This window comes from Aestuariivirga sp., from assembly GCF_044239095.1.
GTDB lineage: Bacteria > Pseudomonadota > Alphaproteobacteria > Rhizobiales > Aestuariivirgaceae > Aestuariivirga.
Genome location: NZ_JBIICB010000110.1, coordinates 1 through 12,559, shown reverse-complemented (window position 1 = coordinate 12,559; position 12,559 = coordinate 1). Strand labels below are relative to the sequence as shown.

11 protein-coding genes are annotated in these 12,559 nt (G+C 64.2%); 6 read left to right on the top strand and 5 right to left on the bottom strand.

The window, feature by feature from the left end:
• Positions 1–877 (top strand): TerC/Alx family metal homeostasis membrane protein (locus ACILRA_RS11575; protein ID WP_395662253.1); only part of this gene is annotated, 877 nt, incomplete at its 5' end.
• Positions 878–945: 68 nt separating this feature from the next.
• The gene (locus ACILRA_RS11570) at positions 946–1,461 is read left to right on the top strand and encodes a TIGR00645 family protein (protein WP_395662252.1); all 516 of its coding nucleotides are present in this window, start codon (positions 946–948) and stop codon (positions 1,459–1,461) included.
• Between the two features lie 8 nt (positions 1,462–1,469).
• Here the strand turns inward: ACILRA_RS11570 and ACILRA_RS11565 are convergent, their stop codons facing one another.
• From ACILRA_RS11565 to ACILRA_RS11555, 3 genes are read right to left on the bottom strand one after another with little or no spacing between them, the layout of a single operon-like run.
• The gene (locus ACILRA_RS11565; protein WP_395662251.1) at positions 1,470–2,246 is read right to left on the bottom strand and encodes a hypothetical protein; all 777 of its coding nucleotides are present in this window, start codon (positions 2,244–2,246) and stop codon (positions 1,470–1,472) included.
• A 16-nt stretch (positions 2,247–2,262) separates the two neighbouring features.
• Positions 2,263–3,642, bottom strand: a complete 1,380-nt coding sequence (locus tag ACILRA_RS11560) for a glutamine synthetase family protein (protein WP_395662250.1) — start codon at positions 3,640–3,642, stop codon at positions 2,263–2,265.
• 16 nt (positions 3,643–3,658) lie between these two features.
• Positions 3,659–5,014, bottom strand: coding sequence for an aspartate aminotransferase family protein (locus ACILRA_RS11555; RefSeq protein ID WP_395662249.1), 1,356 nt, complete (start codon positions 5,012–5,014; stop codon positions 3,659–3,661).
• Positions 5,015–5,138: 124 nt separating this feature from the next.
• Here ACILRA_RS11555 and ACILRA_RS11550 point away from each other — a divergent pair, with 124 nt between their 5' ends.
• The gene (locus ACILRA_RS11550) at positions 5,139–5,984 is read left to right on the top strand and encodes a D-amino-acid transaminase (protein ID WP_395662254.1); all 846 of its coding nucleotides are present in this window, start codon (positions 5,139–5,141) and stop codon (positions 5,982–5,984) included.
• A gap of 194 nt (positions 5,985–6,178) precedes the next feature.
• Here the strand turns inward: ACILRA_RS11550 and betA are convergent, their stop codons facing one another.
• Together betA and ACILRA_RS11540 are read right to left on the bottom strand one after the other, a co-directional pair.
• Positions 6,179–7,837 carry a choline dehydrogenase gene (gene betA / locus ACILRA_RS11545; protein WP_395662248.1) on the bottom strand — a complete coding sequence of 553 codons (1,659 nt, stop codon included), beginning with the start codon at positions 7,835–7,837 and terminating at the stop codon, positions 6,179–6,181.
• Entirely contained in the window at positions 7,834–8,703 is an 870-nt protein-coding gene (locus ACILRA_RS11540) for a MurR/RpiR family transcriptional regulator (protein WP_395662247.1), read from the bottom strand. Before ACILRA_RS11540 ends, betA begins: the two co-directional genes overlap by 4 nt.
• Before the next feature lie 103 nt (positions 8,704–8,806).
• Between ACILRA_RS11540 and ACILRA_RS11535 the strand changes: the two genes are divergently transcribed.
• The 3 genes from ACILRA_RS11535 (at position 8,807) to ACILRA_RS11525 (ending at position 12,275) form a co-directional block, all read left to right on the top strand.
• On the top strand, positions 8,807–9,556 hold the full coding sequence (locus ACILRA_RS11535) for an N-formylglutamate amidohydrolase (RefSeq protein ID WP_395662246.1): 750 nt from the start codon (positions 8,807–8,809) through the stop codon (positions 9,554–9,556).
• Between the two features lie 18 nt (positions 9,557–9,574).
• A complete protein-coding gene (locus ACILRA_RS11530) occupies positions 9,575–10,948 on the top strand; it encodes a glutamine synthetase family protein (protein WP_395662245.1) in 1,374 nt (457 codons plus the stop codon).
• Positions 10,949–11,114: 166 nt separating this feature from the next.
• Positions 11,115–12,275 carry an iron-containing alcohol dehydrogenase gene (locus tag ACILRA_RS11525; RefSeq protein ID WP_395662244.1) on the top strand — a complete coding sequence of 387 codons (1,161 nt, stop codon included), beginning with the start codon at positions 11,115–11,117 and terminating at the stop codon, positions 12,273–12,275.
• Positions 12,276–12,559: the final 284 nt, after the last annotated feature.

The following is a 12,559-nucleotide window of genomic DNA, read 5'->3' as shown; positions in this document are numbered from 1 at the left end:
GCGGGAGATCGAGGCCAAGGAAAGCTTCATCCTCTACGGCGGCTACATGGCCATCGCCTTCATCTTCGGCGCCTGGGTCTGGTATGCGCGGGGCGCCCAGTCAGGGCTTGAGTTCTACACCGGCTACCTGATCGAGCAGTCGCTGGCGATGGACAATATCTTCGTCATCGCCACCGTCTTCAGCTTCCTGAAGATTCCCCGGATCTACCAGCACCGGGTGCTGTTCTGGGGCATTCTGGGCGTCATTCTGTTCCGCGCCATCCTCATCGGGCTGGGCGCTGCGCTCGTCATGTCCTTCTCCTGGATCCTCTTCCTCTTCGGCGCTTTCCTGGTCTTCACGGGCCTCAAGATGTTCAAGACCTCGAACGACAAGCACTCGCTCGAAGACAACTGGATGCTGCGGCTGATCAAGAAGAACTTCCGGGTCACGGACGAGCTCCACGGCGAGAAGTTCACCATCCGGCAGATCGATCCGAAGACCGGCAAGATGGCGCTGTTCATCACGCCGCTCTTCGTCTCCCTCATCATCGTGGAGTTCGTGGACCTGATCTTCGCGGTGGACTCCGTTCCGGCCATCTTCGCCGTCACGCAGGATCCCTTCATCGTCTACACCTCCAACATCTTCGCCATCCTGGGCCTTCGCGCGCTCTATTTCGCGCTGGCCGCCGCCATGCACCGCTTCAAGTACCTGCAATACTCGCTGGCGGTCATCCTGGTGCTGGTCGGAATCAAGATCTTCCTCGTGCCGCTCGGCATCAAGATCGACACGGCCATCTCGCTCGCCGTCACCATCAGCGTTCTGGCCTCAGGAATCCTGTGGTCGCTGTGGAAGACCCGGAACGACATGCCGGAGCCCATGTCGAAGGCGGCTGACTGACACCCCCCTCTTTGCCTCGCGCGGAGGATGCGCTATCAGGGACCCGTCAAATGGCGGGTCCCTTTTCCATGAAGAAAGTCGAACATACGGTCGAGGCCATCATTCTCGCTTCCCGCTGGCTCCTGGTGGTGTTCTACCTGGGGCTCGCGCTGGCGCTGCTGCTCTATGCGGTGTCCTTCACGACCAAGCTCTATCACTTCGCCGACAAGCTGCTCACCCTGGCCGAGACCGACACGATCCTGAAGATGCTCTCCCTGATCGACGCCGCCCTGGTGGCCAGCCTCGTCGTCATGGTCATCATCTCGGGCTACGAGAATTTCGTCAGCCGCTTCGACAATGCCGATGGCACCGAAATCTCTTGGCTGGGCAAGGTCGATGCGGGCTCCCTCAAGATCAAGGTCGCTTCCACCATCGTGGCGATTTCGTCGATCCACCTGCTGCAGGTGTTTCTCAACGTCCAGCAGTTCACCGACAGCCAGCTCATGTGGCTCACCATCATGCACATGGCCTTCGTTGTCTCAGCGCTGCTGCTCGCCTACATCGACCGGCTGATGACCTCGTCCAAGAAGGCGAAGGGGGAATAGGCCGCCACTCACTGCGCCACGCCGGCAGCGCGCAGGATGGGCTGGGGTGACAGCGCGGCATTGCCCACGAACGGGCGGTCGTGCACCACGATGACGAAGAGCGCCAGCGTGATGGCGGCCGTCATCGCGGCCATGGCCACGCCGCGCGGCAGGGGGAAGCGGGCGTGCCCCAGCGCCACCATCACCATCAGCAGCAGCCCGAGGCCGGACACCAGCAGCCATTGCCCGGCGCTCACCACATCCTGCGCCATCGACAGCCGTTGCTGCCGGGCAATCGACAGGCTGTCGAGCGACGCGAGAAGCCGCTGCTGGATCATGCGGTTCTGCTCGCCCTCCGAAAAGCCGTTGATCACCGCCGCGTAAAGATCCCTGAGCTCGCGTTCGGCTGGCGCGCGCGCATCGGCGTCGGTCATGGCGTCCCACTCGTCCGCCACTGCATTGGCATAGGCGGTGATCAAATGGGTGAAGGCATCCTGCGTTGGCCCGGTAAGCTGATCCATGTAGACCCTGATCACCCGGATGTCGCGCGCCTCGGTGTTCACCATCTGCCGCGCGCGGTCTTCCGTGGTCCACACCGAATTGGCGAGGAAAGTCACCGACAGGCCGAACAACGTGCCGCACAGGGTGATGATGGCGGGCGAAAGCTCCGGCAGCCGCTGGCTCACCTGCCTGAGCGGCCAGCGCGCAACGGCCACATGAAGCGCCAGGGCGATGCTCCCGACCGTCCCGAGAATGACCAGGAACATGCCGCCATGCGGAAGTGCGAAGATGAAATCCGGCGGCATGTCTCTTGTCCCTGCCTCAGACGGTCCTGAGGTACCATTCGAAGTCGCGCGCCGTGGGCTCGGCATAGAAGCGGTCCGCCTCCACCTCCTTCAGCGTGCAATAGGTGTCGACGAATTCCTTGCCGAAATACTCCTTCAGGATCGATGCCCGCCAGAAGGCGTCGATGGCGTCGAACCAGTTGCCGGGAATGTACTTGGCGCGGCGGTCATAGCCATTGCCCGTCACCGGGTTGCCGGGGTCGCACTTTTCCACGATGCCGTGGTGCATGCCGGCAAGGATCGCCGCCATCACGAGATAGGGGTTGGCGTCCGCACCCGAGGGCCGGTGCTCGATGTGGCAGGCCTTGGGCGGGCCCGCCGGAATGCGCAGGGAAACCGTCCGGTTGTTGATGCCCCAGGAGGCGGAGACCGGCGCATAGGAATTGCGCCGGAAACGCCGGTAGGAATTGGCATTGGGCGCGAAAATCAGCATCGATTCCGCCATCGCCGCTTTGAGCCCGCCGATTGCATGCATGAGGAGTTCGTTCTGCGCCGGGTCCTCGGCCGCGAACAGATTGTTGCCGTCCTCATCGCCGAGCGACACGTGAATGTGCATGCCCGATCCCGTCCAGGCTGAATAGGGCTTGGCCATGAAGGTGGCGGCAAGCCCGTGCTTTTCCGCCGCGTTCTTGATCAGCCGCTTCAGCATGATGCCCTCGTCGCAGGCCTTCAGCACGTCCGCGCGGTGGCGCAGCACGATTTCCATTTGTCCCGGCGCGTATTCGGAAATCAGCGTCTTGGCAGGCAGGCCCTGCACCTCGCACATGGCATAGAGGTCCCTGAAGAAGGGCGCGAAATCCTCCGTATCCTGAAGATAATAGGGCTGGTAGTGCTGCGGCCGCGCCTCGTTGATCTGGGCCTTCGGCGCGATGGGCTTTCCGGCCAGTGCGGAGGCGCGGTCCATCAGGAAGAATTCGAGTTCCACCGCGCCCACCGGCGTCATCTTCAGCTCGCTCTCGAAGCGCCTGACGATCCGGTCGAGCGCATTGCGCGGGTCGGCATAGTGCGGCGTGCCATCGAGGTCATGCACCGTGGCGATGTATTGGGCGGTCGGCACCGCCGCCCACGGCACGCGCACCATGCTGCCCGGCACCGGCCACATCAGCATGTCGCGGTCGCCCTCGTCGAAGACCAGACCCGTTTCCGGCACGTCCTGCCCGGTGATGTCGAGGACGAGCGCCGAGATCGGCATGAAGCGCCCGTCCTTCCAGGCGGGCAACACCTCGTCGCGGCGCAGCACCTTGCCGCGCGCCACGCCGCACATGTCGGTCCACACCACATGCACGCTTTCAATGTCGGGGTTCTGGTCAAGGAAAGCCTGCGCTTCGGCTTCGCGGCGGGGAAATACAAGAGCCATTGTCGTCGTCTCCGTCTCAGCTCATCAGCTCTGCGAGGCAGCGGTCGAGCCCTTCGACCAGCTGGCCCACATGTGCCCCGGTTGTTGCCGGGCAGATGAGCATCATGTTGTGGAACGGGGTGACGATCACCCCGCGGTTCAGGAGATAGTGATGCACGGCCACGTCGATCGGCCGGTGGATCACCTGCGCAGCTTCGCCGCCGTTCCTGGGGTGCGCGGGCGTGCACATGAATTCCACCCGGGCCCCGGCACGGACGACGTGCCACGGCACCCCATATTTGATGATGACGTCGGCAATCCCCTTCTCGAGGCGCTTGGCCAGCGCGATGAGGGGACTGAACGCCTCCTGTGTAAAGTAGTTCTCCAGCACCGCGCGCATCAGCGCCAGCTGGATCTTCGATCCCGACAGCGTGGTCCCGATGCCGGAGTGGCCCGGTGTGCGCGTCTCGAGGAAGGCGCGGATCCTGTCCGTCACCTCCTGCGTGAAGCCATAGACGGCGGCCGGAATGCCGCCCGCAATGGGCTTTCCCAGCACCATGGCGTCAGGCGCGAGCCCGTATTCGCGGGTATAGCCGCCGGGCCCGGAGGACATGCAATGCGTCTCGTCGATGACGAGCAGCGTTCCCGCCGCCCGGGTGATCTCGCGCAGCTTCGCGTGGTAGCCGTCCTCGGGCAGCACCATGCCCACATTGGTCATGATCGGCTCGGCCAGCACGCAGGCCACGTCACGGTCCTCCAGCGCCTTCTCCAGCGCCGGAACGTCGTTGAACTCGACGACCTTGGTGAATGCGGTGAGATCCCTCACCTCGCCGATCAGGGCGGGGTCGGCATGGGCCACGCCGCCGTCGATCGTCACATATGTGTCGTCCACCGCGCCATGGTAGCAGTGGTTGAAGACCAGGATCTTGCTGCGGCCGGAAATCGCCCGGCACCATTTGATCACCGCGCGGTTGGCGTCGGAGGCGGTGGCCGTCACCTGCCAGCAGGGCAGGCCGAAACGGTCCTCCAGCAGCGCGCCCACCACCGCCGCATCGGGCGATGGCATCATGGTGGTGAAGCCGTTGGCGCCCTCGCGCTGCAGGGCCTCCACCACGGGCGGCGGCGAGTGGCCGAACATGGCGCCCGTATCGCCGAGGCAGAAGTCGACATAGCGGTTGCCGTCCGCATCGGTCACGTCCACCCCTTGCGCCTTCGTCACGAACAGCGGAAACGGCATTCCCCAATCCACCATCCAGTGCATGGGAACGCCCTTCAGCCAGTTCCGCGCCGCATCTTCGGAGAGCCGCTTCGAAGCCGGGTTGCGCTGGGTGAAGAGGGCCTCTTCGCGGGCCAGCATGGCCTTGACCGCTGCCTCCGGAATGTGACGCGCCATGATGTCCTGTCTGGCTGTTGACGGAACCTCTGTCCTAGCCGCCTGCCATGCCCGCCACAACCCCCATGGATTCAGGCGCTGGAATCGTGCTTAGAGGCCCTGCAGGATGAAGGAGCTCATGGCGATGGCGCGCACCGTGTTCGTGAACGGCGAATATCTCCCGGAGTCGGAAGGCAAGGTCTCGATCTTCGATCGCGGCTTCCTCTTCGCCGATGGCGTCTATGAGGTGAGCGCCGTGGTGAATGGCAAGCTCGTCGACTATCCCGCACACATGGAGCGCCTTGGCCGCTCGCTTGCCGAACTGCGCATGGACTGGCCCTGCACGCGCGAGGCGCTGGATGCGATGCACGCCGAGCTGATCCGCCGCAACAGCCTCTCCGAGGGCATCATCTACATGCAGGTCACCCGCGGTGCGGCTGACCGCGCCTTCAACTTCCCGAAGGACAAGGTGAAGCCCACGCTCATCGCCTTCACCCAGCCCATGAAGCTCGTGGACAATCCCAACGCCATCACCGGCGTCAAGGTCGTCACCACGCCCGACCTGCGCTGGGCCAGGCGCGACATCAAGACGGTGATGCTGCTCGCCTCCGTTCTCGGCAAGCAGGAGGCCTATGAGAAGGGCTGCCATGAAGCCTGGATGGTGGAGGACGGCTTCGTCACCGAGGGCACCTCTTCAAACGCCTATATCGTGAAGGACGGCAAGCTCATCACCCGCGGCCTGTCGAACGAGATCCTCGCCGGCTGCACCAGGCGCGCCCTGTTCCGCCTGGCCAAGGAGGAGGGGGTGGAGATCGTGGAGCGCAAGTTCACGGTGGAGGAAGCCTATGCCGCGGATGAAGCCTGCCTCACCTCTGCCTCGCAGTTCGTCATGCCCATCGTGGAGATCGACGGCCACCGCATCGGCGGCGGCCAGCCCGGCCCGGTGGTGCGCAAGCTGAGGGAACTCTTCCTCGCCGAGGCGGGCGCCTGACGCTAACGCGCCCTCACCCCGGCAAAAGCGAGGATCCGGCTTTGGGCGCCCAAGGCCAGAACCCCGGCCTTCGCCGGAGGAAGGACGGACCCTTGAGGGAGGTCCGATTTTGTTTTCACAATGTCAATCAGCAGCAGGCACGTCTGGTGTGTGCCTACCACTGGTTAGGAATAAAAGTCAAGGATTGTTTTCCTCTACCGCTGGGCCGTCCGCCAGCCGGGGTTGATCCACGGCTCCTGGTTCGAGGGCGGCAGCGGGTTCTTGCCGAGGATATGGTCGCTGGCCTTCTCGCCGATCATGATGGTCGGTGCGTTCAGGTTTCCGTTCGTCACCTGCGGCATGATGGAGGAATCCGCCACGCGCAGTCCCTCGATTCCGATCACCCGGCACTCGGGGTCGACGACCGCCATCGGGTCATCCGCCGCTCCCATCCGGCAGGTGCCGCAGGGGTGGTAGGCGCTCTCGCAGTGCTCGCGCACGAAGGCGTCGATCTCCTCGTCGGTATCCACATCGGCACCCGGCTGGATCTCTTCGGCCGCATAGCGCTGCATGGCGGGCTGCCGGAACAGCTCACGCGTCAGCCTGATGGCCCGGCGCCATTCCGGCATGTCGCTGGGGTGGGAAAGATAGTTGAACAGGATCGTGGGCGCGGCACTGGGTTCGGCGCTCTTCACCCGCACATGGCCGCGCGACTTCGAGCGCATCGGGCCCACATGCACCTGGAAGCCATGGCCGTCGAAGGCGGCCGTGCCGTCATAGCGCATGGCGGCTGGCAGGAAATGATATTGGATGTCCGGATACTCAACACCCGCCGCCGAGCGGATGAAACCGCAGGACTCGAAGTGGTTGGTGGCGCCGAGGCCCGTCTTCAGCAGCAGCCATTCGGCGCCGATCATGCCCTTGGAGACGAGGTTGAGCTGCGAATGCAGCGTCACCGGCTCGCGGGACCGGATCTGGAAATAGACCTCCAGATGGTCCTGCAGGTTCTCGCCCACGCCGGGCAGTGCATGGATGACCTCGATGCCTGCGGCCTTGAGCGTGTCTGGCGCACCGATCCCTGACAGCTGCAGGAGTTTCGGCGAATTGATCGTTGAGGCCGCGATGATGACTTCGCGCCGCGCCTTCACCTGCCTGACCTTGCCGCGGACGTCATATTCGACACCCACGGCGCGCCGGCCCTCGAACAGGACGCGATGCGCCATGGCATGGGTCAGGAGCCGCACATTGCCGCGCTTCAGGGCGGGCCTCAGATAGGCATTGGCGGCAGACCAGCGGATGCCGTTATGGACGGTCATTTCCATCTGGCCGAAGCCTTCCTGCTGGCCGCCGTTGTAATCGGGGGTTACCGGATAGCCTGCCTCGCGGCCCGCCTCGATGAAGGCGGAGTAGAGCGGATTGTTAAGGTGCCCGCGCTTCACATGCAGCGGGCCCGCGCTGCCGCGCCAGCCGTCTTCCCCGCCATGGCTGGTTTCCTGCCGCTTGAAATAGGGCAGCACATGGCGGAAGCCCCATCCCCTGGCGCCCATCTCCTCCCAGGTGTCGAAGTCTTTCGCGTGTCCCCTGACATAGACCATGCCGTTGATGGAGGAGGAGCCACCCACCACCTTGCCGCGCGGCGTGGCCAGACGCCGTCCGCCCAGCTGCGGCTCGGGCTCCGTCTCGAAGCCCCAGTTGTAGAGGTTCATGTTCATGGGATAGGACAGGGCCGACGGCATCTGGATGAAGGGCCCGCGGTCGCTGCCGCCGAACTCCATCACGCAGACGGTGTTCTTGCCGTTCTCCGCCAGGCGGTAGGCCATGGCGCAGCCTGCGGAGCCTGCGCCCACGATCACGTAATCATAGGTCTCCGTCATTTGCCGCGCCGTCCGCTGTCGGAGATCGCCTCGAGCATCGCGATCCGGGCCTCGGTCTCGCGCCAGGAGGCGTTGACGGTGGCGGCGACCAGGGCCTCGGCCACGAACAGCGGCACGATGTTCGAATCCCAGCTGGAAGGCGCTTCGATGCGGAGCGGAAGTGAATGCACGGCAAGTCTCGCAATTGGGGAAATCCACTGGTCGGTAATGAGCACGACTTTCGCGCCCCGCTCTCGGGCGGAAACGGCAAGATCGAGCATGCGCGCGTCATACCGGCGGATATCGAACAGCACGAGCACGTCCTGCCCGCCGACGTCGAGCAGGTACTGCGGCCAGAGCGACTGTGCGGCGGGCAGCAGCCCCACGCCCGGCCGCGCCATCTGCAGGTGCGTGGCGAGATAGCCGGCGATCGCGCCCGTGATCCGCCCGCCGGCGATGTGGATCTGCCGCTTCCGGTCCGCCAGTAGCGCCACGACGGCATCGAAGGCGCGGTGGTCCATCAGCTTGAGCGAGCCCGAGAGGTTCTCCATCGCGGCGGTGGCGAACTTGTTCAGGATGTGGGTATCGGGCGCGTCCGCCGCCCAGCGCTCATGCTTGGCGATGGGGTTCTGAAGCTGGGCGGAAAGCTCTGAGCGCAGCTCCTCCTGCAGGGCGGGAAACCCGGGGAAGCCCAGCTTCTTCGCAAGCCGCAGCACGGAAGGGGTGGAGACCTCGGCCTCGCGTGCGAAATCGGTGATGCTGCCCAGACCCGCCATGGGGTAATTGGCGAAGAGTGCCGCCATCAGCTTGCGCTCGGCGGCGGTGAGATCGCCTGACATCAGTCGCAGTCGTTCGGCAACCGTGGCGATGCGGTGCGGCGGCATCATGCTTCTCCCGGAGGGTCGGACAAACAGTGTAACGAATTTGACAGTCTCCGTACAATCTGAAATCATTGCTACAACAACGCCGAATTCCCCGGAGACGCTGTGGATGGGAGCCTTGCTCCACGACGACGAGGAAAGCCCCTTCATTGCCGTCAATGAAGAGGGGCGCTCCCCCTATGTGCTGATCTGCGAGCACGCTTCGCGCCTCTTGCCGCGGCGCCTCGGCACGCTCGGCCTCTCAGCGCCGGAACTCCAGAGCCACATCGCCTGGGACATCGGGGCGGAAAACGTGGCGCGCCTCCTCTCCCGTCTCATGGATGCACCGCTGCTGCTGCAGCGCTATTCGCGGCTCGCCTATGACTGCAACCGGCCGCCGGAATCGCCCGGCGCCATTCCGGAGGTGAGCGAGCTCACCGCCATTCCCGGCAACCGCAAGCTCGCGGCGGAAGACAGGCTCGCCCGGGCGCGGGAGATCTACCGGCCCTTCCATGACGGCGTCTCCCTCGTGCTTGACCGGCGCGCCGCGGGCTGCCGCCCCTCCCTCATCGTGTCGATCCACTCCTTCACGCCCGTCTACAAGGGCAAGCCCCGCAGCGTCGAGCTCGGTATCCTGCATGACCGCGACACGGCGCTTTCCGCCAAGCTCATCAAGAGCTTCCCCAATATCGATGCGCGCCTCAACGAGCCCTATGGCCCCAAGGACGGCGTGCTCCACACCCTCAACATGCATGGCTTCGCACGCGGCCTCCAGCATGCCATGATCGAGATCAGGAATGACCTGGTGGCCACCGAGCGCGGCCAGGACGAATGGGCCCAGCGGCTCTCCGTGCCGCTCATCCAGGCCGCAACCATATAGAAGGGACGGGAGAACGACATGAGTGAAGGTATGCTGAGCCTTGACGAGCTGAGGGCCGAAGTGGCCGCCGGCACCATCGACACGGTGGTGACTGCGATGGTCGACCTGCAGGGCCGCCTCGTCGGCAAGCGCTTCCATGCCCGCTATTTCGTCGATGGCGGCCATGAGGAGACCCACGCCTGCAACTATCTCCTCGGTGTCGACATCGAGATGGAGCCGGTGCCCGGCTACAAGGCCACCAGCTGGGAGAAGGGTTACGGCGATTTCGTGCTGAAGCCAGACCTCCGTACACTGAGGAAGACGCCGTGGCTTCCCGGCACCGCCCTCGTCCTCTGCGACGTGCTCGACCACCACACCCATGAGGACGTGCCGCATTCACCCCGCGCCATCCTGAAGAAGCAGCTGAAGCGCCTCGAGGCGATGCAGATGAAGGCCTACATGGCCTCGGAGCTTGAATTCTTCCTGTTCGATGACAGCTTCGAGGTGGCGAACCAGAAGGGCTACCGCAATCTGAAGACCGCCGCCTATTACATTGAGGACTACTCCATCCTGCAGACCTCGAAGGAAGAGGTCTACATGCGCGCGCTCAGGAACGGGCTGGCGGGTGCCGGCATCCCGGTGGAGAACTCCAAGGGCGAATGGGGCCCGGGCCAGGAAGAGATCAACGTCAAATACGCCGAGGCCCTCGACATGGCGGACCGTCACGCCATCATCAAGAATGGTGCGAAGGAAATTGCCTACAATATCGGAAAGTCCGTCAGCTTCATGGCCAAGTGGGACTATGGCATGGCGGGCAACTCCTCCCACATTCACCAGTCGCTCTGGACGCTGGACGAAAAGCCGCTGTTCTTCGAGAAGGGTGCCGAGCACGGCATGTCCGGGCTGATGAAGCACTATCTCGCGGGCCAGCTGGCCCATGCCGGCGAGATCACCTATTTCCTCGCGCCCTACATCAATTCCTACAAGCGCTTCATGGCGGGCACCTTCGCGCCCACCCGTGCGGTGTGGAGCTTCGATAACCGCACGGCCGGCTTCCGCATCTGCGGGACGGACACCAAGGCGGTGCGCGTCGAGTGCCGGGTGGGTGGCGCCGACCTCAACCCCTATCTCGCCTTCGCCGCCCTCATCGCCGCGGGCCTCGATGGCATCGAGAAGAAGATGGAGCTCGAGCCCGTGGTTTCGGGCGACATCTATGACACGTCGCGAAGCTTGCGCGAAATTCCCAAGACGCTGCGCGATGCGACGAAGCTCCTTGATGAGTCAGCCTTCCTTCGCTCGGTGATGGGCGACGAGGTGGTGGACCACTATGTCCACACCGCGAAGTGGGAGCAGTTCGAATTCGACCGCCGCATCACCGACCTCGAATTGAAGCGCGGGTTTGAGAGGTACTGAACCCTTGATGCGTCACCCTCCCTTCCTGGCGTCATCCCGGCGAAGGCCGGGATCCCGCTTTGGGCGCCCGCAGCGGGACCCCGGCCTTCGCCGGGGTGACGCCCTCGTTGGGGGTGACGAGCACATCAGACCTATGAAACATTAGACGTCACCCAGGAGACACGCCATGGCCATTCCGAACCGCAACATCAATTACCCGACCGCCATCAAGTATGGCGCGGGCCGCATCAGGGAACTGGCGGAATTGTGCAAGGCCAACGGCATCAAGCGCCCGCTGGTCGTGACCGACAAGGGTCTGGCCGCCATGCCGATGGTGGCGGACATCATGGCGGACCTGAAGAAGGCGGGCCTCAAGGCAGGCCTCTTCGCCGATGTGCGCCCCAACCCGGTGGAGGAGAACGTGCTCGCCGGCTGCAAGGCCTTCAAGGAGGGAAAGCATGATGGCGTCGTGGCGCTGGGCGGCGGCTCGGGGCTCGACACCGGCAAGATGATCGCGCTGATGCATGCGCAGAACCTGTCGATCTTCGAACTCGAGGATATCGGTGACTGGTGGACGAGGGCCAACGCCTCGGTGATCTCGCCCATCATCGCCGTGCCGACCACGGCGGGCACCGGCTCGGAAGTGGGCCGCGCCGGCGTCATCACGCATCCGATCACCCATGAGAAGAAGATCATCTTCCACCCCGGCATCATGCCCAAGGTGGCGATCCTCGACCCGGAACTCACCGTCGGCCTTCCCCCGAAGCTCACCGCCGCCACTGGCATGGATGCGCTGGCCCATAACCTCGAAGCCTATTGCGCGCCGTTCTACCATCCCTGGTCGCAGGGCGTGGCGCTCGAAGGCATGCGCCTCGTCAAGGACAATCTTGCCAAGGCCGTGAAGAAGCCGAAGGATCTTGATGCGCGCGGCAACATGCTGGTCGCCTCCTCCATGGGCGCCACCGCCTTCCAGCGCGGGCTTGGCGCCATTCACGCGATCGCCCACCCCTTCGGCGGCCTTTATGATGCGCACCACGGCCTGCTGAACGGCATCATCATGCCCTATGTGGTGAAGGCCAACCGCCGCAAGATCGAGACGGACATCGAGCGTGCCGCCGCCTATCTCGGCATCAAGGGCGGCTTCAACGGTTTCCTCAAGTGGATCCTGGCGCTCAGGAAGGAGATCGGCATTCCCCATGCGCTGAAGGACATCGGCATCGACACCAAGCGCCTCACTGAGGTTGCGGCCATGGCGATCAAGGATCCTTCTGCCGGCGGCAACCCGATCCAGTTCACGGAGAAGCAGTACAAGGCCCTCGCCAAGAAGTGCGTGACGGGGGATCTGTAAGTACTCCCCCTCGCCCCCGCAGGGGGAGAGGGCCGGGGTGAGGGGGTCTTTCAGCGAGTCCTGACGCCCGCATTATGCGCGGGCGGCCTCAGCCGTGTTTTGTGTCAACTGGTTCCCACGCGGAGAGACCCCCTCACCCTTCCCTCTCCCCCGAGGGAGAGAGGAATGAAAGGTCAGTCGCCCGGCGCGTGCTCGACGTGGAATTCGACGTCGATCTCGCCCGCGTGACGGAAGCCCAGGGTGATGGTGAAGCGCTGGTCGAGCACGAGCGGCGCCGTGAGGTC

Excerpts from the sequence above, each read along its gene's own strand:
- ACILRA_RS11570 (WP_395662252.1), top strand. The coding sequence starts at position 946 with ATGAAGAAAGTCGAACATACGGTCGAGGCCATCATTCTCGCTTCCCGC.
- ACILRA_RS11565 (WP_395662251.1), bottom strand. The coding sequence starts at position 2,246 with ATGCCGCCGGATTTCATCTTCGCACTTCCGCATGGCGGCATGTTCCTG.
- ACILRA_RS11560 (WP_395662250.1), bottom strand. The coding sequence starts at position 3,642 with ATGGCTCTTGTATTTCCCCGCCGCGAAGCCGAAGCGCAGGCTTTCCTT.
- ACILRA_RS11555 (WP_395662249.1), bottom strand. The coding sequence starts at position 5,014 with ATGGCGCGTCACATTCCGGAGGCAGCGGTCAAGGCCATGCTGGCCCGC.
- ACILRA_RS11550 (WP_395662254.1), top strand. The coding sequence starts at position 5,139 with ATGGCGCGCACCGTGTTCGTGAACGGCGAATATCTCCCGGAGTCGGAA.
- betA (WP_395662248.1), bottom strand. The coding sequence starts at position 7,837 with ATGACGGAGACCTATGATTACGTGATCGTGGGCGCAGGCTCCGCAGGC.
- ACILRA_RS11540 (WP_395662247.1), bottom strand. The coding sequence starts at position 8,703 with ATGATGCCGCCGCACCGCATCGCCACGGTTGCCGAACGACTGCGACTG.
- ACILRA_RS11535 (WP_395662246.1), top strand. The coding sequence starts at position 8,807 with ATGGGAGCCTTGCTCCACGACGACGAGGAAAGCCCCTTCATTGCCGTC.
- ACILRA_RS11530 (WP_395662245.1), top strand. The coding sequence starts at position 9,575 with ATGAGTGAAGGTATGCTGAGCCTTGACGAGCTGAGGGCCGAAGTGGCC.
- ACILRA_RS11525 (WP_395662244.1), top strand. The coding sequence starts at position 11,115 with ATGGCCATTCCGAACCGCAACATCAATTACCCGACCGCCATCAAGTAT.